The sequence below is a fragment of the Corynebacterium efficiens YS-314 genome, assembly GCF_000011305.1.
Classification (GTDB): domain Bacteria; phylum Actinomycetota; class Actinomycetes; order Mycobacteriales; family Mycobacteriaceae; genus Corynebacterium; species Corynebacterium efficiens.
The window spans coordinates 331,004-357,128 of the sequence record NC_004369.1; the positions used below are offsets into that span (position 1 = coordinate 331,004).

The 26,125-nt window shown below is 63.6% G+C and carries 22 protein-coding genes, 1 tRNA gene and 1 pseudogene; 17 read left to right on the top strand and 7 right to left on the bottom strand.

The features are described from left to right. Window positions 1-178: 178 nt before the first annotated feature. The 3 genes and pseudogenes from topA (at window position 179) to CE_RS15730 (ending at window position 3,896) form a co-directional block, all read left to right on the top strand. Window positions 179-3,178, top strand: a complete 3,000-nt coding sequence (gene topA / locus CE_RS01780) for a type I DNA topoisomerase (protein WP_006770208.1) — start codon at window positions 179-181, stop codon at window positions 3,176-3,178. A gap of 174 nt (window positions 3,179-3,352) precedes the next feature. Next, window positions 3,353-3,622 (top strand): annotated as a pseudogene (locus CE_RS15725) (lysoplasmalogenase family protein); the annotation flags it as partial. Window positions 3,623-3,728: 106 nt separating this feature from the next. Next, on the top strand, window positions 3,729-3,896 hold the full coding sequence (locus CE_RS15730; RefSeq protein WP_269208249.1) for a lysoplasmalogenase family protein: 168 nt from the start codon (window positions 3,729-3,731) through the stop codon (window positions 3,894-3,896). A 64-nt stretch (window positions 3,897-3,960) separates the two neighbouring features. On the opposite strand, the gene CE_RS01790 is transcribed toward CE_RS15730, so the two are convergent. Next, the gene (locus CE_RS01790) at window positions 3,961-4,746 is read right to left on the bottom strand and encodes an Ltp family lipoprotein (protein ID WP_006770206.1); all 786 of its coding nucleotides are present in this window, start codon (window positions 4,744-4,746) and stop codon (window positions 3,961-3,963) included. Between the two features lie 148 nt (window positions 4,747-4,894). Then, window positions 4,895-6,421, bottom strand: coding sequence for an adenylate/guanylate cyclase domain-containing protein (locus CE_RS01795; RefSeq protein WP_006770205.1), 1,527 nt, complete (start codon window positions 6,419-6,421; stop codon window positions 4,895-4,897). Window positions 6,422-6,485: 64 nt separating this feature from the next. On the opposite strand from CE_RS01795, the gene CE_RS01800 reads away from it, so the two are divergent. Beyond that, entirely contained in the window at window positions 6,486-7,730 is a 1,245-nt protein-coding gene (locus tag CE_RS01800; protein ID WP_011074924.1) for a DNA polymerase III subunit delta', read from the top strand. A gap of 82 nt (window positions 7,731-7,812) precedes the next feature. Beyond that, window positions 7,813-7,888 (top strand) — tRNA-Thr (locus tag CE_RS01805). A gap of 67 nt (window positions 7,889-7,955) precedes the next feature. Here CE_RS01805 and CE_RS01810 read toward each other — a convergent pair. Continuing rightward, on the bottom strand, window positions 7,956-8,837 hold the full coding sequence (locus tag CE_RS01810; protein ID WP_006770203.1) for a cytochrome c biogenesis CcdA family protein: 882 nt from the start codon (window positions 8,835-8,837) through the stop codon (window positions 7,956-7,958). 5 nt (window positions 8,838-8,842) lie between these two features. Then, the gene (locus tag CE_RS01815) at window positions 8,843-9,604 is read right to left on the bottom strand and encodes a DsbA family protein (protein ID WP_006770202.1); all 762 of its coding nucleotides are present in this window, start codon (window positions 9,602-9,604) and stop codon (window positions 8,843-8,845) included. A gap of 123 nt (window positions 9,605-9,727) precedes the next feature. Between CE_RS01815 and CE_RS01820 the strand changes: the two genes are divergently transcribed. Genes CE_RS01820 through CE_RS01830 form a run of 3 tightly spaced genes read left to right on the top strand, consistent with a single transcriptional unit; the run spans window position 9,728 to window position 11,618 of the window. Next, window positions 9,728-10,273: a hypothetical protein gene (locus tag CE_RS01820; RefSeq protein WP_006770201.1), complete on the top strand. Its 546-nt coding sequence runs from the start codon at window positions 9,728-9,730 to the stop codon at window positions 10,271-10,273. Continuing rightward, entirely contained in the window at window positions 10,273-10,644 is a 372-nt protein-coding gene (locus CE_RS01825; RefSeq protein ID WP_006770200.1) for a BlaI/MecI/CopY family transcriptional regulator, read from the top strand. Before CE_RS01820 ends, CE_RS01825 begins: the two co-directional genes overlap by 1 nt. Next, window positions 10,641-11,618, top strand: a complete 978-nt coding sequence (locus tag CE_RS01830; RefSeq protein WP_006770199.1) for a M56 family metallopeptidase — start codon at window positions 10,641-10,643, stop codon at window positions 11,616-11,618. Before CE_RS01825 ends, CE_RS01830 begins: the two co-directional genes overlap by 4 nt. 11 nt (window positions 11,619-11,629) lie before the next feature. Here the strand turns inward: CE_RS01830 and CE_RS01835 are convergent, their stop codons facing one another. The 3 genes from CE_RS01835 to CE_RS01845 are packed head-to-tail and all read right to left on the bottom strand — an operon-like array spanning window position 11,630 to window position 14,591. Next, window positions 11,630-12,484, bottom strand: coding sequence for a sulfite exporter TauE/SafE family protein (locus CE_RS01835; RefSeq protein ID WP_006770198.1), 855 nt, complete (start codon window positions 12,482-12,484; stop codon window positions 11,630-11,632). Between the two features lie 55 nt (window positions 12,485-12,539). Next, a complete protein-coding gene (locus CE_RS01840; RefSeq protein ID WP_006770197.1) occupies window positions 12,540-13,148 on the bottom strand; it encodes a rhodanese-like domain-containing protein in 609 nt (202 codons plus the stop codon). Between the two features lie 48 nt (window positions 13,149-13,196). After that, window positions 13,197-14,591 (bottom strand): MBL fold metallo-hydrolase, encoded by a 1,395-nt coding sequence (locus tag CE_RS01845; protein ID WP_035109997.1) that lies wholly within the window; start codon window positions 14,589-14,591, stop codon window positions 13,197-13,199. A gap of 467 nt (window positions 14,592-15,058) precedes the next feature. On the opposite strand from CE_RS01845, the gene CE_RS01850 reads away from it, so the two are divergent. From CE_RS01850 to CE_RS01890, 9 genes are all read left to right on the top strand, one after another. Then, complete coding sequence (locus CE_RS01850) at window positions 15,059-16,222, top strand: TAXI family TRAP transporter solute-binding subunit (protein ID WP_011074926.1); 1,164 nt, start codon at window positions 15,059-15,061, stop codon at window positions 16,220-16,222. Window positions 16,223-16,237: 15 nt separating this feature from the next. Continuing rightward, on the top strand, window positions 16,238-18,268 hold the full coding sequence (locus CE_RS01855) for a TRAP transporter fused permease subunit (protein WP_006770194.1): 2,031 nt from the start codon (window positions 16,238-16,240) through the stop codon (window positions 18,266-18,268). 16 nt (window positions 18,269-18,284) lie between these two features. Continuing rightward, entirely contained in the window at window positions 18,285-19,073 is a 789-nt protein-coding gene (locus tag CE_RS01860; RefSeq protein ID WP_006770193.1) for an enoyl-CoA hydratase/isomerase family protein, read from the top strand. 26 nt (window positions 19,074-19,099) lie between these two features. Further along, window positions 19,100-19,978 carry a 3-hydroxyacyl-CoA dehydrogenase family protein gene (locus CE_RS01865; RefSeq protein ID WP_011074927.1) on the top strand — a complete coding sequence of 293 codons (879 nt, stop codon included), beginning with the start codon at window positions 19,100-19,102 and terminating at the stop codon, window positions 19,976-19,978. A 34-nt stretch (window positions 19,979-20,012) separates the two neighbouring features. Continuing rightward, window positions 20,013-21,239 (top strand): acyl-CoA dehydrogenase family protein, encoded by a 1,227-nt coding sequence (locus CE_RS01870; protein WP_006770191.1) that lies wholly within the window; start codon window positions 20,013-20,015, stop codon window positions 21,237-21,239. An 11-nt stretch (window positions 21,240-21,250) separates the two neighbouring features. Continuing rightward, complete coding sequence (locus CE_RS01875; protein WP_006770190.1) at window positions 21,251-22,444, top strand: thiolase family protein; 1,194 nt, start codon at window positions 21,251-21,253, stop codon at window positions 22,442-22,444. A 21-nt stretch (window positions 22,445-22,465) separates the two neighbouring features. Beyond that, on the top strand, window positions 22,466-23,932 hold the full coding sequence (locus CE_RS01880; RefSeq protein ID WP_006770189.1) for a 3-oxoacid CoA-transferase subunit B: 1,467 nt from the start codon (window positions 22,466-22,468) through the stop codon (window positions 23,930-23,932). Between the two features lie 388 nt (window positions 23,933-24,320). Beyond that, the gene (locus tag CE_RS01885) at window positions 24,321-25,145 is read left to right on the top strand and encodes an endonuclease domain-containing protein (RefSeq protein ID WP_231295169.1); all 825 of its coding nucleotides are present in this window, start codon (window positions 24,321-24,323) and stop codon (window positions 25,143-25,145) included. A 57-nt stretch (window positions 25,146-25,202) separates the two neighbouring features. Beyond that, window positions 25,203-26,111: an RluA family pseudouridine synthase gene (locus CE_RS01890; RefSeq protein ID WP_231295168.1), complete on the top strand. Its 909-nt coding sequence runs from the start codon at window positions 25,203-25,205 to the stop codon at window positions 26,109-26,111. Window positions 26,112-26,125: the final 14 nt, after the last annotated feature.

Sequence of the window (26,125 nt, forward strand, 5' to 3'; positions counted from 1 at the left end):
CCATGAGGGGTGACGGATTCAGGGAAAGCTGCACCTGTGTGGTTATGCTTTTCAACAGAACTGGGCACCCCGGCACCCGACTGACATCGGGTGGGGATGGTCGGTGAACAACAACGTAGAAACAGTGGTCCCGGAATCCATCAGGGGGCGCTGGAGTCAATGAGAGGGATGCAGCCCCGTGGCAGAACAACAGGGATCGCGGAAGAAGAGTCTGGTCATCGTGGAGTCGGCGACCAAGGCCCGCAAGATCCAGCCGTACCTGGGTAATGACTACATCGTCGAAGCCTCGGTCGGCCACATCCGTGATCTTCCACGTGGTGCCGCAGATGTCCCACCGAAGTACAAGAAGGAACCCTGGGCACGCCTGGGTGTGGACACCGAGCACGGTTTCTCCCCGCTGTATGTGGTCAGCCCGGATAAGAAGAAGAAGGTCGCGGACCTCAAGGCCAAGCTCAAGGAATGCGATGAGCTCCTGCTGGCCACAGACCCCGACCGTGAGGGTGAGGCCATCGCCTGGCACCTGCTCGAGGTGCTCAAGCCCCAGGTGCCGGTGCGCCGCATGGTGTTCAACGAGATCACCAAGCCCGCGATCCTCGCGGCGGTGGAGAACACCCGCGAGCTGGATGAGAACCTGGTGGATGCGCAGGAAACCCGCCGCATCCTCGACCGTCTCTACGGTTATGAGGTCTCCCCGGTGTTGTGGAAGAAGGTCATGCCACGCCTGTCGGCGGGTCGTGTCCAGTCGGTGGCCACCCGTGTCATCGTCGAGCGGGAACGCGAGCGCATGGCGTTCATCTCCGCGGACTACTGGGATCTGTCCGCCCAGTTCCGCATTGATTCCTCCGCGCAGGCGGATGCGGACAACCCCTCCACCTTCAGTGCACGTCTGGCCACCATCGACGGCCAGCGTGTGGCCCAGGGCCGCGACTTCAACGACCGCGGTGAGCTGATCTCCGATGTGGTCGTGGTGGATAAGCAGCGCGCCGAGGCACTGGCTGAGGCGCTGCAGGGGCAGGAGATGTCGGTGGCCTCCGTGGAGGAGAAGCCGTACACCCGCCGCCCCTACGCGCCGTTCATGACCTCCACCCTGCAGCAGGAGTCCGGCCGTAAACTGCACTTCACTTCCGAGCGCACCATGCGCATCGCGCAGCGGCTGTACGAAAACGGTCACATCACCTATATGCGTACCGATTCGACCTCCCTGTCGGAGCAGGGCCTCAAGGCGGCGCGTGCCCAGGCCCTGGAGCTTTACGGCAGTGAGTATGTCTCACCCACCCCGCGCACCTATGACCGCAAGGTGAAGAACTCCCAGGAGGCCCACGAGGCGATCCGCCCCGCCGGTGAAACCTTCGCCACCCCCGGTCAGCTGCACGGTCAGCTCGATGCGGAGGAGTTCAAGCTCTATGAGCTGATCTGGCAGCGCACCGTCGCCTCCCAGATGGCGGATGCCAAGGGTACCTCCATGAAGGTGACCATCGCCGGTGCCGCCACCTCGGGGGAGAAGACCGAGTTCACTGCAACGGGCCGCACCCTGACCTTCCCCGGTTTCCTGCGTGCCTATGTGGAGACCACCCCCACCGCCGATGGTCGCGATGTCGCGGACAACGCCGAGAAGCGTCTGCCGCGCCTGACCGAGGGTGATGCCCTGACCGCCACGGATATCACCGCCGATGGCCACAGCACCAACCCGCCGGCCCGCTACACCGAGGCCTCCCTGGTGAAGAAGATGGAGGACCTCGGCATCGGGCGTCCGTCCACGTATGCCTCCATCATCAAGACCATCCAGGACCGTGGGTATGTCTACTCGCGTGGTAATGCGCTGGTGCCGTCCTGGGTTGCCTTCGCCGTGGTCGGCCTGCTGGAGGCCAATTTCACCTCCCTGGTCGACTATGACTTCACCTCCTCCATGGAGGATGAGCTGGACAACATCGCCGCCGGCCGCGAGGGCCGCACCGAGTGGCTCAGCGGTTTCTACTTCGGTGATGCCGAGGCCGATGATTCCATGGCGGAATCCGTCGCCCGCCAGGGTGGTCTCAAGGCCCTGGTGGACCAGAACCTCGAGCAGATCGACGCCCGGTCGGTGAACTCCCTGAAGCTTTTCGACGACGAACAGGGCCGCCCCGTCTTCGTCCGTGTCGGCCGGTACGGCCCCTACATCGAACGTGTCGTGGGCACCACCCCCGAGGGCGAGCCGGAGTACCAGCGCGCCAACCTCCCGGAGGAGACCACCCCCGATGAGCTCAGCCTCGAGGTGGCGGAGAAACTGTTCGCCACCCCGCAGGGTGGGCGTGAACTGGGCATCAACCCGGCTAACGGCCGCATGATCGTGGCCAAGGAGGGGCGTTTCGGCCCCTATGTCACCGAGCAGGTCACCGAGGATGAGCGCGCCGGCGCGGAGGCGGAGGCCGAGAAGGTTGTCGCCGCCGAGCGCAAGGCCGAGGATGAACAGCGCGCCGCCGATGGGATGCGTGCGAAGAACTGGGAGACCAAGACCGCGGCCACCCAGAAGGAAAAGCGCATCAACCAGCTGGTGGAGGAGACTCTCAAACCGGCGACCGCCTCGCTGTTCAGCGGCATGGAACCCGCCACGGTCACCCTCGAGGAGGCCCTCAAGCTGCTGTCGCTGCCACGGGAGGTGGGTGTGGATCCCAGCGATGGTGAGATGATCACCGCCCAGAACGGCCGCTATGGTCCGTACCTGAAGAAGGGCACCGATTCGCGTTCCTTGAGCAGTGAAGAGCAGATCTTCACGGTGACCCTCGACGAGGCACGCCGCATCTACGCCGAGCCGAAGCGTCGTGGCCGCACCGCCGCGCAGCCACCGCTGAAGACCCTTGGTGACAATGATGTCTCCGGTAAGCCGATGACCGTCAAGGACGGCCGCTTCGGCCCCTATGTCACCGATGGCATCACCAATGCCTCCCTGCGCAAGGGTGATGTGCCGGAGTCGCTGACCGACGCGCGCGCCAATGAGCTGCTCTCTGAGCGTCGGGCGAAGGAAGCCGCCGACGGTGGTGCCGCGAAGAAGACCACCAAGAAGACAACCAAAAAGACCACCAAGAAGAAGACCACCAAGAAGACGACTGCGAAGAAAACAACGGCCAAGAAGACCACCGCCAAGCGTGCACCCCAGACCACCAAGCGCGTGGTCAAGGCCGGTTCCAGGAAGCAGTCGTAGACGGTGACGGGGTTCATCGACCGCACCCGGCAGGGTGTCCGGGCCCTGGTCACCGCGGTTGGTCGGGCGGGTCGCGAACCTGAGCGGGCCGCCTACCTGGTGGCCGCGGATACCAACACCCTGGCGTCACTGCTGGGGTGGTCCCGGCTCAAAGAGACCACCAAACCCGCTCTCATGCCCCTGCTGGCCGGCCGCGTGTGGCGTTCCGGGGTCCCGGATAAAACTGTCGGGATGATCGGCCTGGCCGGTGGCTGGGCAGGGGACCTGGCGTTGATGAAACCGGGTAACATCCGGGCCGGGGCCACCGGTTTCGCCGCCAACCACGCGGCCTATATCTACCTTCTGCTCAACCGTGGTGCCCGCCCCAGCACCACCCGTGTGGCCATCCGTGCGGTGCCACTCGCCGCGGCCACCGCGCTGGCAGCCAGGAAGGCACCGGGACTGCTGCCGGTGGTGCTTGGCTACGGCGGACTGCTGGCCACCACCTCGGTGCTGGCTGATGATCCCGCCCTCATCAATCCGGGTGAACCCGCCACCTATGGGCTCGGGCATGGGGGGCAACCTGTTCCTCATCTCCGATGCGGTGTTGTTTGTCCGAGAGGCCCTCCTGACAGCGGGAACCCCGGCCGCGCGGGTCGCCGACGCCGCGGTCATGGGGACCTACACGGTGGCGCAGCTGTTGCTTATCGACGGCCTCTTCCCCCGCACCCACCACTGACCTGAGCATGCAATAACGGACCGCGACACCGTCCATGGTGCCGAGGTCCGTTGCCGGGGTGGGGTTAGAGGTTCGCGATGGCGAAATCGGCTTCCGCCGCGGTGAACTGCTCTCCGTAGGATGAGATGAGCTGGTCATAGATCGCACCGGGGGACATGTTCATGTTCTCCTGGTAGCTGCGTGCCTTCTCCAGGGCGTTGGCATTCCAGTCCGCGTCGATGGTGTCGATGGCGTACTGGGCCTGCTCCGGGGTGAACTGCTCTCCATAGGATGAGATGAGCTGGTCATAGACACCCAGTTTGGACATGTGCATCGAGTCGGAGTACGACTCCGCCTTCTTCAGGGCGTTGGCATTCCAGTCGGCCTCGACATTATCCACCGCGTACTGCGCCGCCTCCGCGGTGAACTGCCCACCGTAGGGTGAGGTCAGCTGGTCGTAGAGTCCCTGCCGGGACATGTGCATGGAGTTGGCGTAGGTATCGGCCTGGCGGAGGGCGGACCGGTACTCGGTGGGCACCGAGTCATCCGGTTCCGCAGCCACCGGAGCTGCCGCAGGGGCTGCCTCTGTGGCTGGGTTGTCGGGATTCTCCACCGACCGGGTGACGGAGGTGGTCACATCCCGGTCCATGGAGGCGGTGGTGGTGTCATCGCTGCCATCGCCGAGGCTGGAGAAGATGCTGATGGCGACGATGACACCGACGATGCCGGCGCCCCACTTCATGCAGCCACCTTTCTTCTTCTTCGGTGCGGCGTTGTCGGGTGGGGATGGGGTGGTCATGGCTTGGGGCTCCTGATCTGTGAGGGGGCGGGTTGATGTCTCACTGATCAATGTAGGAGTCGCACCGGACATGACCGGGGTGGAAGAGAGCTGATAGAACAGGCAGGCTAACCACCCCCGATGGTGGTTGAGCTGCAGTAATGGCACCTATATCGCACCCTGCGGATTAGGCTGCAGGTTCGATAGGCGGCGGGGGCTGTCGGGCGTCGACAAGCTCTGTTCAGGACCGGTCGGCCAGGGTCGCCCGGATGGGGCGGGCCAGCTGGGTCATCTCGCCGCGGCCGCGCAGCTCGACGGACTTCATCAGGGTCCAGCGGGCCTGTTCGGCCTCATTGGCCTCGCGCAGGGTGGCGGCATTGGTGACGGTGCGGCCCGGGGTGGTCTTGGCGATCTCCGTCAGGCGCGCGGCCTGGTTCACGGCGTCGCCGATGACGGTGTACTCGAAACGGTCGTGGCCACCGATGTGACCGGCGACCACATGGCCGGCCGCCACGCCGATACCAGCCTTGAGCTGCAGGTCCTTGAGTTCGATGCGTAGTTCGCGGGCGGCGGCGAGGGCGTGGCCGGTGGCGTCGGACAGTGGCAGGGGAGCGCCGAAGATGGCCAGTGCGGCATCGCCCTGGAACTTGTTGATCACACCCTTGTTGCGGTGGATCACCTCGACGACACGCTCGAAGAACTCGTTGAGCGCCTCCACGACTTCCTCCGGGGCGTGGTTGACGGCGAAGGTGGTGGAACCGATGACGTCGACGAACAGGACGGCGACCTTGCGGTCCTCACCACCCAGGGTCGGTCGTTCCTCCAGCGCGCGACGGGCCACCTCATCACCGACATAACGGCCGAAGAGGTCGCGTACACGCTGGCGTTCGCGCAGGCCACGCATCATCTCGTTGAAACCGGCCTGCAGCACGCCGATCTCGGAACCGTCGTAGATGTCCACCTGCACATCGTTGTCACCGCGCCGGACCCGGCCGATGGCGTCCTGGAGTTCCAGGATGGGATCCACCACGGACGCCACCGCCAGACTGGTGCCGAAGTAACCGGTGACCATCGCGGCGAGTGCCAGGGAGATGATCGCCGGCAGGATCACGGAGGCGTCATCGCCGAAGATGCCGGAGTTGTATCCCAGGATCATCAGCAGGATGCCCAGCACCGGCACACCGATGGTGAGCACCCATGTCATCCGCAGGCGCTGGCTCACCGGTGGTTCCAGGGTGGAATCCTCATAGCGCCGCGCCAGGGCCGTGGCCGCGACGGGACGCACCAGGCGTTCAGCCTCCAGGAAGGTCAGCAGGGACACCACCGCGCAGGCCAGCATCGTGGAGACAAACACGATCACCGCCAGGGGCGTGGACATGGTGGCGGCGATGGCCGTGGCGATGATGATGCCGATGAACCACACCACCGCACACAGGATCGCCTGGTAGATGGGGATGCGCATCACCAGGTTGCGCACCATGTTCGGATCATGCTCATCGGGGTGGCGTTGCCAGTCCAGCACCGGGCGGAACATCAGAAACGTCACGAGGATGCCCACGAGCACCGCGAACACCAGATACACACCACCGACAACCGGCAGGTAGGAGATGTCGGAGTCGAAACTGGCCTCGGTCGGATGCGGGATCAGATACCGGACAAACAGCATGATCGCGAGCGCGCCGAGAACGTTGGTGCCCAGCACCGTCGCAGCGTACAGCGGCCACGAAGTGCCCCACAGCCATTTCAGTGCCTGAAGCAGTCGACTCATGCCCAATACTCTATCGTGACTGCGGACATGAGACCGGCAGTGCCAACCTATTACTGTGGACGTTGTGAGTAACTCCCGTGTCTTCGACAATCTGGCCAGCCCACCCGCGGTTGTGCAGACGCTTATCGACGCCGCCACCACCGCCCGCCAGATCGCGCGCGACGGTGGGGCTGGTGCTGGGGCCGGTGACGCGGGGACCGCGAGGGATTCGACCTTCACCCACTCCTGGCTGTTCACCGGCCCACCCGGATCCGGCCGCTCCGTTGCGGCACGGGCCTTCGCCGCCGCCCTGGTGTGCTCCGACCCTGATGAGGTGGGTTGCGGGCGGTGCGAACACTGCCGGGCCACCCTGGCCGATACCCACGGTGATGTGGTGTTCATCCAACCCCATGAGTTGTCCATCGGCATCGACCTGATGCGCACCGTGGTCGACGATGCCGCCCGCCTGCCCACGGTGTCCAACTGGCGGGTGATCATCCTGGAAAACGCCGACCGCCTCACCGAACCCGCCGGCAACGCCCTGCTGAAGACGGTGGAGGAACCACCGGAGCGCACCATCATCATCCTGTGCGCACCCTCCACCGACCCGGAGGACATCATGGTGACCCTGCGTTCCCGGTGCCGGCACGTCTACATACCCACCCCCACCATCGAGCAGGTCACCCGCATCCTCGTCAGCGAGGGCGGGGTGGCAGAAGACGATGCCCGCCTGGCCGCCGCCTCCTCGGGTGGGCACATCGGGCGTGCCCGGCACCTCGTGCACAACCAGAAGGTCCAGGTCCGCCGCGCCAACATCCTCAACCTCTCCGAACTCATCTTCCACGGCGACCAGGCCTTCCAGGCGGTGAACTCCCTGATCAAGGGCATTGAGAAGGAGATGGTGGAAACCCTCGAACCGCTGGAGGAGCAGGAGCGGGAGAAACTGGAGACCTCCCTCGGCATGGGCTCCCGCGGCAAGGGTGTGCACAAGGCACTGCAGGGCACCGGCGGCCAGCTCAAGGCACTGGAGGACAACCAGAAGAAACGCCGCACCCGTTTCCTCCGCGATGCACTCGACCTGGCGCTCATCGACCTGGCCGGCATCTACCGCGATGCACTCGTCGTCGCCTCCGGTGCCGAGGTGGGCCTGACCCACCCCGACATGGAGGGCCTGTCCACGGAACTGGCCACCAAGGTCACCCCGGAGGGGCTGCTGGACTGCCTCGACGCCATCAACAAGAGCCGGGAATACTTCGGCCAGAACGTCCGGCCCGTCGTGGCGATGGACGCTCTCGTGGGCCGGTTACGCAAGGCCTACAAGGTGCGGTAGCTGCGGCCGGGCTGATTGGTGCTCCCTGATTGTGGCGACACCGAGAGAGTGTTGTAAACTCAGCACTCGGTGTTGTCACCGCGCCGCTTTAGCTCAGTCGGTAGAGCGTCTCACTCGTAATGAGAAGGTCAGGAGTTCGATTCTCCTAAGCGGCTCCACATGAAACAACAGGCCAAGGCCACTGTCCCTGATGGGGGCAGTGGCCTTGACTGTTGCTCGGGTACATCATCTCGGTGTGCGTTCGATGGTCCAGCCACGCTCGGGTGCCGTCCGGGTGGTGCTGCGGTGGTGCCGTTGACGGCGGTTCCACAGGATGAGGATCACGGCAGCGGCGATGATGATGGCCACGATGTCGATGAGGGGATTGCCGAACAGGGAGGCTGTCTGCTGCAGCCAGGCCTGGGTTTCCGCGGGGATCAGTTCCGGTACACCGACCAGTCCGTTGGTGGTCCAGAAGATGACGCCGACGATGATGATCAGCCCACCACTGAGAACGGGGGTGGTGTGCCACTGCCTGCCGAGGAAGGTGAACACCCTGCCGCGCAGCATGCGCTGCCCTCGTTGTCCCATCCGGGACCACAGGGCGGCGATGACCATCAGGGGCACCACCATCCCCGCCCCATAGGCGCTGAGGATCAGCGCCGCGGAGACACTGTTTCCGCTGGTGGCAGCCAGTGTCAGGACAGCCCCCAGGATGGGGCCGGCGCAGAAACCCGCCACGCTGCTGGTCATCCCCAGGACAAGGCTCTTACCCAGGCCGGTGGAGACACCAGCCCGAGACCGCAGGGTGGACCCGCCGGGGAGCAGGCGTGAGACGTCGAAACCCTGCCCGAAGATCTGCACCATGCCCAGCAGCACCAGGATGACCGAGGAGACCACAATGATGGTCTGACGTTGGGTGACAAACAACTCGCCGAGGAGGCCCGCGCCCAGGCCCAGCGGGATGAGCAGAATGAGCAGCCCGGCATAGAAGATGACCCCGTGGAGGAGCAGCCGTGGCCCGGCCCCCACGGATGAGGCGAAGAACGCGGGCAGCAGGAGCGCGGCGCACGGGCTCAGCAGGGCGAGGACACCACCGAGAAAGGCACTCACCAGTCCGATATCCATGGGGTTTAACCCTGTGTGGCGAGTGCGGTCTCGAAGGCGTCGACAAACACCTCGGAGGGCTGGGCACCCATGATCGGTTGTCCGCCCAGGATGAAGGCCGGGGTGGAGTAGACCCCCAGGGTGATGCCGAGCTGGGCATGTGCGGCGACCGTCCCGGCTGTTTCGGGGGAGGTGAAGTCGGCGGTGAAGGCCTCGGTGTCCAGCCCGAGTGTGTGGGCGAGGGCGATCAGCTGGTCGTCGTCAAGCTCGTTGTCGGACCGGCTGGTGCCGTCCTTGAAGAGGGCGTGGTGGTAGTCGAGGTAGGCGTCCCCGCCCTGCAGGGCGGCGGCGTAGGCGGCGCGGGAGGCGCGCTCGGAGGCGGGGCCGAAGAGGTTGAGATCGCGCCATTCGATGCGCAGGTCCCCGGCCTCGGCGTGTTCCAGCATCAGGGGCAGGGTCTCCGCGCTCCACTTCGCGCAGTAGGGGCACTGGTAGTCGGAGAAGATGACCAGGCCGACGGGTGCGTCCACCGGGCCGACTGCCAACGGATCCGCCTCGTCCCGGGTCTCTACGACGGTGAAATCCGGTTCTGTGGGGTCATACACCGTCGGTTCCTGGCCGGAGATCACGGCGGGGGTTCCGGTCGCGGACTCGGTGGAGCCGGCGGAACCGGCACCCCGGTTGATGATGAGCACGGTGCCGATGAGGAGCACCGCGACGGTGATGACGACTGCCGGAACCAGCCAGGTCTGTCTGCGGGGAGCGCGGGTAGCGGATCCTCTGGTCATGTGTTGTCCCTTCGTCCCCCTCGCGGGGGAGGTAGATGCAAGGCTACAGCGACTATGTCACATCGTCGACTAAGTTGCATAGTCGACTATGTGGGGTAGTCGATCTGTGGCAGTCTGGACACCATGCAGAACACGGCAGTCCCAGTCCTTGAACGGCCAGACCGCACACGTCCGGAGATTCTCCGCGCATTGTCCCTGTGGACCCCACACCATATCCTCATCGCGGTGGTGGCTGCGGTGGGGGTCGGGGTTCTCATCGGCATCTCCAGCGTGCTCATCCCGAATCCCCTGTTCGGGCGCGATATCCCACCGGTGTGGTGGAACTATCCGGTGTGGATCCTGACATCGATCTTCTCCGGCATGCTCATCGCCACCTATGTCTCCCCCGGGGAACCGGATGCACAGGAAGATCCCCCGGACCCCGGCGACCAGCGATCCGGACGGATGGGGGTGGCGGGCGGCATGCTCGCCTGGTTCGCCGTCGGGTGCCCGGTGTGCAACAAGCTCGCCCTCCTGGCCTTGGGATATTCCGGTGCGCTGACCTGGTTTGCCCCCGTCCAGCCCTATCTGGCGCTCGGTGGTCTGGTCCTCACCGGCGTGGCTCTGATCTGGCGACTCCGCGGACAGGTGTCCTGCCCTGTTCCCACCCGGACGGGGGACCGGAACTGATGGCACAAATGCGGGAGATCCCCTCCCTGGGGCCACTGGAGGAACAGGTGATGGGCATCCTCTGGGATCACGGGGAGCTGACGGTGCGGGAGGTCATCGGGTATCTCCCGGCTGATCCCGCCTACACCACGATCGCGACCGTCCTGCGCCACCTGGGGCGAAAAGGGATGGTCACCGTGGTCAAGGATGGACGATCAGCCCGACATGCCGTGCGGATGAGCAGGGAGGAATACACCGCCGGGGTCATGGGCCAGGTGCTCGAGGCAAGCCACAACCGGACCGCTTCGATCCTCCACTTCGTCGATTCGATGGGGGAGTCCGACCGCGCCCTGCTCCTGGACTACCTGCAGCGGCAGGAGGGGCAACCATGACCGGGGTGTCAGTGTGGTGGGTGATGGCCGTCGTGGTCATGCTCGGCGTCGTGGGGGTGGCCGGGCCGGTCTTCCTCCGCAGAGCCGCCCCGGCGCTGGCCAGGGCACCGCGTGTGGCCATCACCCTGCTGGTGGGCGGCATCCTGATCTGGCCCACGGCGGTGTTGTCCCTCGGTCTGGTCCTGGCCTGGGTGGTATCCGGACCGGTGATTCTGCCGGCCGGGGCCTCGCAGGTGTGCCAGCAGTGTCTGGCGGCAGCCAGCCCGTTCGCCGTCGGCCCCGTCGGGACGTGGATCCCCGCAGCCGTCCTGGTCATCGTTCCCGTGGTGGTCGGTGTGCTCGGGGCACTCGGCATCGCCGTGGACTACCGGGCGCGGGTCACCCGCTCCGGGCGGATGGCCGCCGTGGTCCTGGAGGGATCGACCCGCCGGCGGATCTGTGGTCAGGAGGTCGCCGTCGTGGCTGATGCCCGCCCCTGGGCGCTGGCCTTCCCCGCCCGTCAGGGTGGTATCGCACTGTCCACGGCGGCCCTTGACCGCCTCCATGATGATGAAGTGGCCGCGGTGATCGAGCACGAGGCCACCCACCTGCGCCAGCGGCATCACCTGCTCCTGGACCTGGTGGCCAGCATCAACACCTACCTGCACCGGGTGCCGTTCATCCGGGAGTCGGCCGCCGCGCTGCCGTCCTACCTGGAGCTGGCAGCCGACGAGCGTGCTTGTCGACGCGCCGGAACCCCCGCCCTGGTCCGCGCCCTCCTGGTACTCGGTGAACGGACGGTACCCGCTGGGGGAGCCACCGGTTCACTTTTCGCCGCCGGCCCCGACCGCATCCCACACCTGGTGAATCCGGCCACCGGCAGGCGTGGTTATCTTGCGGCGGTGGTGACTTCCGCGCATCTGATCGTCCTGGGGCTGGTGACCGCCACCGTGCTCACGTCCTACGCCACCGCGCTGCTGACCGGTTGTGCCTAAAATACTGTAGGTTAGCTGGATACCGGTTGTGGGGCGGGGGTGAGGCGTCGATAAGCAAAGGCGGCGACCGCGAGCAGCGCTGCCACGCCGACCACCACCAGCCCCCAGGGGGCGGGGAGCTCCTGGTAGAGGATGAACACGCCCATGACCAGCACGAACACACCGAAGCCCTTGCGCAGTGCCTGCTCCGGCACCACCGAGGTCAGGCGGGCACCGATCAGTGCGCCGACCAGGGCGGCACCCGTCACCGCGAGCACCAGCGGCCAATCGAGACTGACCGAGGTCATGTAACCAGCCAGTCCAGCAAAGGACTTCATGGAGATGACCAGCAGGGAGGTGCCCACCGCGACCGGCATCGGCAGGCCACCGAGCAGCGCGAGGGCGGGAACCACCAGGAACCCACCGCCGGCACCGACCAGACCGGTGACCAGGCCGACCGCCAGGCCCTCGGCGAGAATCTTGCCCAGGGGCAGGGCCGTCTTCTCCCCGGTGTCGGCCCGCTGCTTCCGGCCGCGCAGCATGGCGGTGGCCGTGGCGATCATCATCAGCGCGAAGGCGAGCATGAGGATCACGCTCGGGATGAATCCACCGAGCAGACCACCGAGGAAGGCGCCGGCCATGCTGGCCACACCGAAGATCAACCCGGTGCGCCACTGTACATTGCCGCGCCGGGCATGGGCGATGGTGCTGACCACGGAGGTGGTGCCCACCACGAACAGCGACGCCGCGATGGCCTCCTTCGCGTCCATACCGGCGACATAGGTCAGTAGTGGAACGGTGAGGATGGAGCCGCCGCCGCCGAGGAGTCCGAGGCTGAGCCCGACCAGGGTGGCGAGCAGGACAACAACTGCGAGGAGGATACTCATTCTTCCTGCCCTTTCTTGGGGGACGGGGGCCGGGTCTCAGCCCACGGATATGGATCTAGGAACGGGTGACCGCGCCGGTGGCCACCGGAATGTTGTTGACGGTGGTTTCGAGAGTCGGGGTGACCGATGTCTTGTTCCACGGCATCTTCGACAGGGCGTTGGCCATCATGCAGGAATCGCTCAGCGCGGAATAGGTCAGGCCGGCACCGACGGCGGCGGAGAGGAAACCAACCGGCCGGGCAAGCGTGCGGGAACCGACGAACCCGGCCAGGACCAGGGACCCTGCGACCATGCGGACCTGACGGTCCATCGCCCACCGCTTCTTCCCACGCACGACATCACCACCGGCATCGGCGAAGGCTGCGGTACCACCGGCGAGCACACTGGCGGATTCCAGACCTGCGGATGCGAGCCGCTCGCGGGCCTCCTCCGCACGGATGCCGGACTGGCAGACCAGGACCACACCGTCCTGGAAACGGGAGGCGAACTCCGCGGTGTGCTCGGCGAGCATGGACAGCGGGACATTGTAGGCGCCGCGGATATGCAGTGATTCGAACTCCGCCGGGGTGCGTACATCGATGATGATCAGCTGTTCATTGCGGGCGAGTCGTGCCTTGAGGTCCTCTGCTTCGAGAGAGGTGATGGTGGTCGTTGGAGCCGTCATGGGTGTGGGGATTCCTATCTGTGTGGGGGTTTCCGGGTTCGAGGGTGGTTACTTGTTGTTGTGGGCCAGCCAGCCGAGGTAGGACCCCTCGAGCTCGACGATGGTGTAACCCTTGCGTCGGAGGGCGGAGGCCGCGACGGAGTTACGGACACCTGACTGGCAGTAGGTGACGATCGTGTCGTCCTTGGCGGGCAGCTGGTCCAGGTTCCACAGGACGCGGCCACCGGAGAGCTGGGTGGATCCGGGGATGTGGCCGTCGGCGTGCTCGGTCTTGTTGCGCAGATCCAGCAGCATGGCGCGGTCGAAGCCCTCGAGCTTGTCCTGCGGCAGGACCTCCGGGGTGCTCATCGGCAGGCCGTCGAGGGAGGTGATGAACCCATCGACCTCATCGATGCCGACGCGCATGAAGTGATCGCGGTAGGCCGCGGCCTCCTCCTCATCGGCGGCGAGCACAACCAGGCGACCGGTGTCGGTCTCCGGGTCGAAGACCCACGCCGAGTAGGTGGCGGCCTTGTTGAGGCCGGGGACGTTGACGGCGCCGTTGACGGTGCCCTCGTGGACCTCACTGTGGTGACGCGTGTCGACGACAATCTTCTCGCCGGCCTCAACCTCAGTGGCGATAGCTGAGCCGGTGAACTCCGGCAGTGGTGCCAGCGGGTAGCCGAGGATGGCCGGGCCGGACTTGTTCTGACGCTTCATCCGGGCGAAGTAGGCATGGGCATCGGGCTGACCGGCGAGCAACTCGTCGATGAAGCCCTGCTCATCGTCGTTCTCCAGGTAGGGGGCCCACCAGGCGTAGGTGCGCTCGTACCCGACGGTGGTCGACGGCAGTGCGCCGAGTGCCTTGCCGCAGGCGGATCCTGCACCGTGGGCGGGGTAGACCTGGACATGGTCCGGCAGCGTCAGGAAGACGTTCTTCAGGCTGGCGAACAGCTGCTTGGCGCCACCGAAGCGCGTATCGACGCCACCGGCCGCCTCATCCAGCAGATCCGGGCGACCGAGGTCACCGGAGAACACGAAATCGCCGGAGAGCAGGTAACCCGGGGTATGGGCGAAGGCGCCGTCGGTGATGAGGAAGGACAGGTGCTCAGGGGTATGGCCCGGGGTGTGCTTGGCCTCGATGGTGATGTTGCCGATCTTGATGGTGTCACCGTCGTAGAGGCGGGTGCCATCGAAACCGTACTGCCAGTCCTCATCGCCCTCGCCGGAAACGTAGATGTCAGCGCCGGTGGCGGCGGCCAGTTCCCGGGTGCCGGAGAGGTAGTCGGCGTGGATGTGGGTCTCGGTGATACCGGTGATGGTCATGCCGTGATGCTCGGCCAGTTCGAGGTAGTCGGTGATATCGCGACGGGGGTCGACGACAACAGCGGTGTTCTGTGCCTGGCAGCCGATGAAGTAGCTGGCCTGGGCGAGGTCTTCGTCATAGAAACGGTGCAGCAGCATGAGGGGATCACTCCAGAATTTCTTGTTGGTGGGGTGTGTGAGAACCATCATGACATATACCCCCCGGGGTATCAAGTTATACGGTTGGGGGTATGTAAAAGTGCTGGTGGGAGGCGGTGTTGACTTTTGGGGTGTGGCGGGCTTGGAGTTTTACCCCATGGGCGAAGTGGGGGATTCCGTGCCTGGGGGGGGACGTTAGGGGTTCCTGGTCGGACCACGTTGGCTTCAGGTGGGGAATTTCTTCCTAATTTCCCGTCTGGGCAGCGTCGTGCACCCCCATTCCGGTAGTGGCGGTGAAAGTAATCAACATGCCGAACTGGGTGTTTGGTGAATTTATGCTCGGCCCGATTTTTATTGATCCCCGTTCAGTAATAATTGTCCCTGAATATGTCCTGCGCCACACTTTTGGCCCACAATAAGCCGCATCACCTTTTGGTCGACTGAACCTCACAATTGAAGGAAGCGATATGGCTTTTACTATCAACCGGCGTCAATTCTTGCAGGGATTAACCCTGGCGGGCGCGGCCGGTGTTCTCGCAGCATGCGGACAGCCAGCGCAGTCCCGCGTCCCCGGCCTCCCTCATCGCATGGTGTGGACCACCTATCCGGTTGGTACCGGTACCTATAATGACGTCGCTGCGCTGGCCTCGACAATCACCACCCGCTCTGGGGCCCAGGTTCGACTGATGACCGGTGACACGGGCATCGGTCGCATGGCCCCGCTGGTCTCCGGTATCGCCAACTATGCGCGCGTCGGCGACGAGTCCTATTACTCCTTCGAGGGGGATTACGAGTTCACCTCCGAGGCATGGGGACCACAACCGGTCCGACAGCTGTGGACCCCACCGGGAAGCTATGGCATGGCCGTGCTTAAGGACTCCGGCATCAACACCGTCAAGGACCTGCGAGGCAAGCGTCTTCCCTATCTCCTGGGTATGGAACCCACCAACCGGAAGATCGATGCCATTGTGCAGATGGGCGACCTGACACTCGATGATGTCACCCTGGTTCCCATCGCCTACTCCGAGCAGACGGAGGCATTGAAAACCGGGCACCTCGACGGGATCTACTCCAACACCGTCGGTGCCAGCATCGAGGAGTTACAGACCCGCGACCCGATCCGGTGGCTGGAATTGTCCATCGACACACCCGAGCAGCAACGCACCTGGGACGAGCTGGTTCCTCTCGCCCGCGTCGGATCGACAACAGGGGCGGTTGGTCTGGAACCGGGGGAGTCGGTCGATGTCATGGAACTGTCCCTGGCGATGCTGACCCGATCCGATGTCCCACCGGAGGAGGTCTATGCGATCACCAGCCTGATGCATAAACATTTCGACGATTACAAGGACGCCACCCCGGATGCCCAGTACTTCGCCATGGACAAGATCATCCTGGAACCACTGATGGTCCCCTTCCATCCCGGAGTGGTTCGACTTCTCGAGGAGAACAACCTGTGGACCCCGGCTCTTGATCGTCGTCAGAACGCGCTGATTGAACGGGAATCCCGCATGCAGAATGAATGGCCCAATTTCTGGGCTCAGAATAAGAAATCCGAGGACCCCTCCACCGCCTGGCGGAACTGGAAACAGGAGAACCTTCCCCAGCTGCCCGCCATGAGCACCACAGGATAGGAAACGAGTGAACATATGTCATCCACCATCGTTGACCACGACCAGAAGTCTTGTGAAAAGATACTGCCCGGAGCGCCCCCCATTCCCGTTGAGAAGAACCCACGCCTCACGCCCTTCTGGCGGGCGATGGTTGCCATTCTCGCCGCCATCGGGATCGGGGGAACGATCAACCAGGTCTTCTACCTGAATGCATTTGGTATTGCTCTGCAGACAAACGCGTTTCTGTATCTGATCGCGGCCTGCTTCGTTCCCGTCGTCTTCGTCACCGTCCCGATCTCCAAGCGGATCACCAACCAGAAAGAGGGTATCCCGCTCTACGACGTCGCCCTAGTGGCCGCCTTCATCGGTGTCTCAATCTGGTTTGCCCTACACTCCCATGACATCACCGTCTTCGGATGGGCGATGGTGGCACCCGGCTACGCAACCATCATGAGCTACTTCTACTGGATTCTGATTCTAGAAGCGCTCCGCCGTGCAGCTGGTCTCATTGTCGCTGGCCTGGCACTCCTTGTTTCCCTCTACCCATTGGTTGCGGGTGATATCCCGGTTACCGTGCTGCAGGGGATCAACTATGACCTGAACACGCTCGCCCAGATGCACGCCATGGGATCGGATTCCATCCTCGGGCTCCCGCTCCAGACCGCAGCGACCATTCTCGTCGGTTTCCTGGCCTTTGGTGTTGTCCTCCAACACACGGGCGGGGCGACGTTCTTCAATGATCTATCGATGTCGATCTTCGGCCGCTACCGCGGTGGCACAGCCAAGGTCTCTATCGGCAGTTCCGCGGCCATGGGCATGATGTCCGGTTCTGCGGTGTCGAATGTCCTGACCACCGGGCCCATGACGATTCCCGCCATGATCAAGAACGGTTTCACCCCCAAAACCGCAGGTGCAGTGGAGGCCACCGCCTCCTCCGGCGGTTCCATCACCCCGCCGATCATGGGTGCTGCAGCCTTCCTCATGGTGTCCTTCGCGGGCGTTCCCTACACCCAGGTCATCATCGCGGCGACGATTCCCGCCATCCTCTACTTCCTCGGCATCTTCCTCCAGATCGATGGTTACGCCGCACTGAAGGGTCTGGCCGGCACCCCCCGATCAGAGCTGCCTCGTTTCGTCACCACCCTGATCAACGGATGGCCGTACATCCTGGCATTCGGCCTGCTCACCGTGTTGCTTCTGACCACCCCCTCTGAGGCCCAGGTCCCATTCTGGGTTGTCCTCGCCCTCATCCTCATCGGTGTGGTGAGCCCCCGACAGAAGTTCGGCATCCAGGAGATCTACGAGGTCATGGTCGACCTGGGTGTCACGCTGGGCAAGCTCTTCGCCACGATCGCCGGCGTCGGCCTCATCCTCGGCGGCCTGACCGCCACCGGCGTGGCATTGTCGATCTCCCGCGACCTGATCGCCCTGGTCGGAGACAACGTCATCCTGATCCTCATCACCGGCGCGATCGCCTGCTTCATCCTGGGTATGGGGCTGACCATCTCGGCGGCCTATGTCTTCCTGGCCATCGTCATGGTCCCCGCGCTGATCGCCCTGGATGTCAATGTATATGCGGCCCACCTGTTCATCATCTACTGGGCATCCGTCTCCTACATCACCCCGCCGGTCGGCCTGGCGGCATTCGCCGCCGCCGGCATCTCAAAGGCCTCACCGATGGGGACATCGGTGGAGGCCATGAGGCTGGGGGCAGTGAAATACATTGTCCCCTTCGGCTTTGCACTCAACCCGGCGTTGGTCGCCCAGGCACCGCTCACCGAAGTCCTGATTGCCGGTGCATTCTCCATCGTCGCGGTGTTTGCCATCGCGGCAGCCTTCTCCGGATGGATCCAGTTCGTGGAGGTCAAACCAACCCTCATCTCGCGGGCCCTGCTCGCGGTCGGTGGTTCCATGATCTTCCTCCCGCAGCTTCCCATCACCCTCGCGGGTGTCAGCATTGTCGTGGCGGTCATGGTCGTGGAGAAGTTCATCGCCGGCAGGAAAGCACCGGCCACCGCGAAAGCCCCCGCTGATACCCAGCTACAACCACAACCCCAGACAGTCTAGGAAAGGAACCACCACCATGACCACTGACCTGATTATCCGCGACGATACCGATGGCGTGGCGCAGTTGACGATCAACCGTCCAGAGGCGATGAATGCCATGAACCGCTCGGTGATCGATCGTCTCAACGAGCACCTCGACGTCATTGACATCGATGAGTCCATTGATGTTGTCATCATCACCGGCGCAGGGGATAAGGCCTTCGTGGCCGGTGCCGACATCAAGGAGCTGGCGAAGCGGGGTCCCCTGGATGGGCTTGAGGCCTATATGCAGCGCACCTATGACCGTCTGGGTTCCTTCTCCAAACCGCTGGTCGCCGCGGTCAACGGTTACGCCTTCGGCGGCGGCAATGAACTCGCCCTCGCATGTGATATCCGGGTGGGGTCAACCAATGCCCAGTTTGCACTGCCTGAGGCGGGCCTCGGGATTCTTCCCTCAGCAGGGGGAACCCAGCGGCTCCCGAACATCGTCGGGCGGGGCCTGGCCGCCGACATGATCATCACCGGCCGGCGTATCGAGGCGGAGGAAGCCCGTGCCTCCAACCTCATTACCTACCTCGTCGAACCGGAGGATCTGCTCCCCACGGCGCACAAGGTCGCTCAGCGTATCCGCCGTAAAGGGCCGCTAGCAGTGTCACTCATCCGCCAGCTGCTCATCCGTGGCGGCCGGGTCGACCACGAGACGGGCATCCTGCTTGAGCGCCTGGCCCAGTCGGTGCTCTTTGCCTCCCCGGAGAAACAGGAGGGGACTGAGGCTTTCGTCGAAAAGCGCCCTGCTGATTTCCAGTCTGTTCGCCACGACCGTTAACACACCACCAGAAAAGAGGACAACCCATGTCAGCACTCACATCTGTCAACCACATCACCGTTATCGGTTCGGGAACCATGGGGTCCCAGATCGGTATGGTGGCAGCCTTGTCGGGGTTCGAAACCACCATCATCGACATCGCCGAGGATGCCCTGCAGCGGGCCCGGGAACAGCTTGAATCGCGGATGGCGCGCGATGTTGAGAAGGGTCGTCGCACCCAGTCCGAGGTGGATGAAGCCTTCACTCGCCTCGATTTCTCCACCGACCGGGATGCTGTCGTCGCCGGGACCGATTTCGTGATCGAGGCGGCCGTGGAGGATCTGAGCATCAAAAGAAAACTGTTCGCAGCGCTCGATCAGATCGCCCCGCCCCATGCGATCCTGGCGACGAACTCCTCGAATATCGTCTCCTCCAGGATCGCCGATGCCACTTCCCGCCCGGAGAAGGTGTGCAACATGCACTTCTTCAATCCAGTGCTGGTCATGAAGGCCGTGGAGGTCGTGGCTCATCCAGGCACGTCCCAGGACACCGTGGCTATCACCGCGGCACTGGCCGAGGCCATGGGTAAGCAGGTCATCCACGTGCACAAGGAAATACCGGGTTTCGTGGCCAACCGTCTTCTGGCGGCACTGCGTAAGGAGGCCCTGCAGCTCTACTCCGACGGGGTGGTCTCCTTCGAGGACATTGATATCGCGGCGAAATCAGCTCTCGGCCATCCAATGGGGCCCTTCGAGCTGATGGATCTGGTCGGCATCGACGTCGCCTACATGATCCGCCTGGCCGAGTACGAGCAGACCGGGGACCCGGAGTCACTGCCCAACCCGGAGCTGAAAAAGCTCTACGACGCCGGAAGGTTCGGCCGTAAAAGTGGCCAGGGTTGGTACACCTACGCCTCCGCAACCTAGATCTCTTCCCTCCTCAACCACCATCCACACGGAGATGCCCATGCCTACTGGCCAACTCAGCGCCGATGTTGTCGAACACGCCGACTACCTGCTGCTCGATGCCGATTTCACGCAGGGGGAGCGTGTCCTCCGCGACCAGGTCCGGGCGTTCGGAAAGGAACATATCCTCCCGATCATCAACGATTACTGGGAGCGCGCGGAATTCCCCTATGAGATCCTCGAACCGCTTGCCGGTCTCGGACTGGCCGGCACCGTGATCAAGGGATACGGCTGCCCGGGGTTGAGCCGCCTGGAAAACGGAATCGTCAGTCGGGAACTGGGGCGTATCGACGGTTCCATCTGCACCTTCTTCGGCGTCCACTCAGGGCTCAGCATGGGCTCGATCAACATCCTCGGCTCCGAGGAACAACGCCGGCGGTGGCTGCCGGACATGGCGAAATTCAGGAAAACCGGTGCCTTCGCCCTCACCGAACCCAACCATGGCTCCGACTCGGTCTCCTTGGAGACCTCCGCGCGCCGAGAGGGCGATTCCTGGGTGCTCAATGGTCACAAGCGGTGGATCGGCAATGGGCATGCAGGTGACATCATCGTTGTGTATGCACGCGATGAGGCGGATCAGCAGGTGAAGGCATTCGTCGTCGAAAAGCAGCGTAACGGCGAGTACCCACCCGGGTACCGCGCCGAGGTCATCACCGGCAAGACCGGCAAACGGGCGATTCTGCAGGGCGACATCGTCATCGACAACCTGAGAATCCCGGAGGAGAACAGGCTCACCAACTGCCACTCATTCAAGGACGTCAACCGCGTCCTCGCCGCCACCCGCGGGGGCGTGGCCTGGGAATCAACCGGGCACGCCATGGCCGGTTTCGAACTGGCAGCTCAATACGCCCTGCAGCGTCACCAGTTCGGTTCCCCCATCGCCAGCTACCAGCTTGTCCAGACCAAATTGGCGCACATGCTCGCCGACGTGGTGGAGAACCAACTGCTGTGCGTCCGCATGGCGGAACTACAGGAACGTGGTGAGTTCTCCACCCCGATGGCATCACTGACCAAGATGACCACCGCCAAGAATGCGTTGTCCATCTGCCGGGAGGCGCGCGACATGATGGGCGGCAACGGTCTCCTCCTGAATAACCACATCGCGCGCCACATGACCGACATGGAGGTCTCGTACACCTACGAGGGAACCGACTCCATCCAGGCACTCATCGTCGGCCGTGACATCACCGGCATCTCCGCGTTCACCCATTCACGAAAGTAGGAATACCCTCAATGTCTGATGCATTTATCATCTCCGCGCTCCGCACCCCCGTTGGCCGATATGGTGGGGCACTATCCTCCATCCGCCCCGATGATCTGATGGCGCACACCATCCGTTCGGTGGTGGAGGGATCCGGAATTGATCCGGCAGCCTTCGATGATGTAGTCATTGGCAACGCCAACGGCGCAGGTGAGGACAGTCGTAATGTCGCCCGCCTGGCGTGGTTGCGGGCAGGGTACCCGGATACCGTCGCCGGTGTGACCGTCAACCGACTGTGTGCCTCGGGCATGACCTCCATTTCCATGGCCACCGCCCTGGTGGCCTCCGGCCAAGCGGATCTGATCGTGGCCGGTGGTGTGGAATCAATGTCACGTGCCCCCTGGGTCATGCCCAAACCGGAAAGTGCCTTCGCCAAACCCACCGCGATCTGGGACACCGCCATCGGCCCACGCTTCGTCAACCCCGCGTTCCCACCGAGGGTCAATTACTCCATGCTGGAAACCGCGGAGGAGGTTGCGCGCGTCAAGAATGTCTCGCGTGAGGATGCGGATGCCTTCGCCGTCGAATCCCAGTCGCGTGCACAGACCGCCCTACAGGCGGGATGCTTCAACTCCGAGATCACTGCCGTCGAGGTGACTGATAGAAAAGGCAAGGTCACCATCGTTGATACCGATGAGGGGCCACGCGCTGGGGTCACCCGGGAGGGGCTCGCGAGGCTCAAACCAATTGTCCAGGGTGGTTCGGTGGTCACAGCCGGTAACTCCTCCTCACTCAATGACGGGGCCTCCGCTGTCATCATCGCCAGTGAATGGGCCATCAGGGAACATAATCTCACTCCCCGTGCCCGGGTTGCCGGAGCCACTGTTGTCGGCCTGGCCCCGGAGATCATGGGTATGGGCCCGGTGCCGGCCACCCACAAACTCCTGGACCGGACCGGCTGGAAGCTCGATGACGTGGATGCCATCGAACTCAACGAGGCCTTTGCCACCCAGTCCCTGGCCTGCATCCGTGAGCTGGATCTGGACAGTGCCAAGGTGAATTCCTGGGGTGGTGCGATCGCGTTGGGTCATCCCCTGGGGTCCAGTGGCGCGCGAATCTCCATCACCCTGCTCAACCGCCTGGAGAAATCCTCCGCGCGGCGCGGTATCGCCACCATGTGTGTCGGTTATGGCCAGGGTATGGCCCTGGCCATCGAGACGGTCTAGAAGAAAGGTTCTGAACAGACAATGGTCAATAAAATTGTTGAGAGTGTTGACGAGGCCATCGCCGGCATCGAAGACGGCATGGTGCTCGCTGTCGGCGGGTTTGGCCCGGCCGGTGTTCCCTTTACGCTTATCGACGGCGTCTATCACTCCGGTACCCATAACCTCAGCGTGTACTCAAACAACCCGGGTGGCACAGGGGACGACGGCAGCATCTCCGGGCTCGCCAAACTCATCCAGGGCCGACGGATCCGCCGTTTCGCCGGTTCCCACATCGGATACAACAAGAACTTCGAGGCACAGTACCTGTCCGGGGAGATCGAACTGGAGCTGATCCCCCAGGGCAGCCTCTCGGAACGGATGCGCGCCGGGGGAGCGGGCATCCCCGCGTTCTACACTCCAACCGGGGCAAACTCCCTGGTGGCACAGGGTGGGATCCCCATCAAATACGATGAGAACGGCAACGTGACCGTGGTGTCATCCCCTAAAGAAACCCGCACCTTCACCCGCAACGGGGACACCAGGGATTATGTTCTGGAAGAGGCCATCACCGCGGATTTCTCCCTCATCCATGCGTACAAGGCTGATCCAGAGGGGAACCTGGTGTTCCGGGCTTCCGGACAGAACTTCAATCCCGATGCAGCCATGTGCGGCACGGTCACTGTCGTGGAGGCCGAATACATCGTCCCCACCGGATCACTCAAAAACGATGAGATCCACCTGCCTGGAATCTACGTGGACAGGGTCCTGCCCCTGACCCCTGAGCAGCGCAGTTTCAAGCCGTTCGGCGCCCTGCCACCTGCATCCGGGGAGCAGGTCGTGCAACCCACACATCCGCATAACCAGATGGGGTGGAACCGAGACGAGATGGCGGTGCGTGCCGCGCAGGAGCTTAACGACGGTGAATACGTCAACCTCGGCATCGGTCTTCCCACCCGGGTCGCGGATTTCGTCCCCGCTGGAACCAGGGTCACCCTCCAGAGTGAAAACGGAATCATGAAGATGGGCCCGGCACCGAACTACTATGAGCTTGACCCGGACATCATCAACGCAGGTAAAGACTCCGTCACCATCCTGCCCGGCGGATCCACCTTCGGTTCCTCCGCGAGTTTCGCCATGATCCGTGGTGGCCATATCGACAAGGCGATTCTGGGGTCCCTGCAGGTCAGTGAGAACGGTGATCTGGCGAACTGGGCGATCCCGGGTAAGAAGATCCGGGGCATGGGCGGGGCGATGGACCTTGTCGAGGGCGCCAAGACGGTGATCGTCCTCATGGAGCATCTTGATCCCGAAGGAGCACCCCGCGTGCTACCTGAATGCACCTACCCCCTGACCGGACGGGGTGTTGTCGACCGCATCATCACCAATCTGGGTGTCTTCGACGTTGATGATGAGGGCTTGGTTCTCATCGAAACTGCTCCCGGCGTCACGCTGGAGATGATTGAGGAAAGAACCCCCGTCCACTTCCGGATGGCGCTCCAGACAGTCTGACGGACACCTATCCCCGCGGGAGCCAGGGAGAATCGCGGCGTGGGCGTCTGCAAAGTTTGATTTTTTCGACACAGCTGGCCGAATCGGGGCCGGCTGTGTCGAATTTTTCGTGTTCTGGCGGGTGGCCGGTTCGACTTTTTCGACACCGACCCCGCGCCGGCGGCCCGGTGTGTCGAAATTGTGCAATCCCGGCAATCAGGCGCCGGAAAAGTCGCGCCTCCAGATCGCCGTGTAAGCGATCGAACGGCATCTACCCAGGTCCCAGGCCATCTGGCCACCCTCAACGCCTTAAAACGCCGGGAACCCGCGCGGGGTTTGAGCAGTCCTACAGAGTATGGAAAAAGCAGTGATTCACCGTCCGGTCCGATACAGCGAGGTCGCGGGATTGATGTCCAGGCCGACTTTCGCCAAGTATTACCGGAAGGTGGCGGGCACCATCTACCTGCACCGGGACCAGGCCGATGATCCCGATCTGGTCGCCGAGGCGCTCCTGATGCGGTGTCCCCACGGGATGCTCCGTGGTTTTGCGGCTCTGAGCAACATGGGCTTCACCCTCAACCTGGACGGGTGGAGGCCGATCATCTCGATTCCGCGGACGTCCCCGGCAATCCGTGCCCATCGGGGCGCCATCCTGCGGCTGGTGGAAGAAGATGTCCACATGATCAACGGAAGGCGCACCGTAACGGCGGTTCAGGCGGTGGTGGATATCCTCGCCAGGCCCGACAGTTGGGGTCGCTACCGTGACGGGGCCAGAATCGAGGAGCAGGTGGCAGTCCTGGATCATCTGGTGCGACAGAAGTTGGATCTCTTCGGCAGGCTTCGGAAGGATCCGCGCACGGCGGGGATATCCGCCCTGGTGAATCCGTTGGCGGAGTCGAGGCCGGAATCGATAGTCAGGGTGAGGCTCCACCGCGCTGGTTTCAAGGAGTGGAAACCCCAGATCAGGGTGCGGGGGAGGGAGGGGTTCTATTTTGTGGATCTGGGTGATCCGATCCTGAAGGTGGGGATCGAATATCAGGGCGCGCACCATTTCGACCGGGAGGCACGCGCCAGGGATGCGCAACGGGCCAATGATCTGCGTTGGGCGGGGTGGAGCATTCTGGAGGTCACGTCAACCATCCTGAACAGTGAGGCGGAGTGGCGGAAAGTCCTGGCAAGGGTGGGGGAGGAGGTGAGCCTCGCTCGTCAACAGCGCACCAGCCGCATTGCGTAGTCATCTGAATTTTTCCTTTTTCAGCTGGGATTTTATTCCTGGTAAGGTGCTATGGCCATGGAGACGAAACTTAAGCCCACCTTCGTGGAGGTGGAGATCCCGGAGGCGCATGCGGGACGACGGCTGGATAAGTATCTGCGGGCACACCTGAAGGGGGTGCCCGCTTCCCTGATTTTCCGGCAGCTGCGCACGGGGAAGATCAAGGTGAATGGCCGCAAGGCCAAGCCTGATTACCGCACGCAGCCTGGGGATATGTTGAAGATGCTGCAGATGGACCTGCCGGAGAACCTGCCACCGCCGGCATCCCTGCCCACAAAATTGCTGAACCAGATCGACAACGGCATCATCCATGAGGATGCGGACCTGATCGTTCTGAATAAACCTGCGGATATCGCGGTGCACACCGGCACGGGGGTTGCCGGGGGAGTCATCGAGGCACTGAGACAGCTCCGGCCGGGCGAAGCCGATCTGGAGCTGGCCCACCGTCTGGACCATGAGACCTCGGGGTTGCTCATGGTGGCCAAGACCCCGGCCATGCTGCGGCATATCCAGCAGCTCCTACGGGAGGATGACCGGGCGTTATCGCGTCGATACGCGCTGTTGGTGCGCGGGCGCTGGCCTGACCACCTCACCGCGGTCGACGCCCCGCTGCAGCGTACCGACACCACCGTGCGGGTCCATCCCGACGGGCAGTCCGCGCTGACTTTCTTTGAGGTGGAGCGGAGGTTCGGCAACCGGGCCACGTTGGTGAAGGCGCGGTTGACCACCGGGCGTAAACATCAGATCCGGGTGCATGCCCGGCACGCCGGCCATCCGATCATCGGCGATCGGAAATATGGGGATCCACGCGCCCGCGCCACCCACCTGTTCCTGCATGCCGCCGAGCTCACGGTGCCCATGCCGGATGGCATGACCAGGGAATTCTCGGCACCGCTGCCCACCAACTGGGACCTGCAGCATTTGTGACACTTCCCACCTAC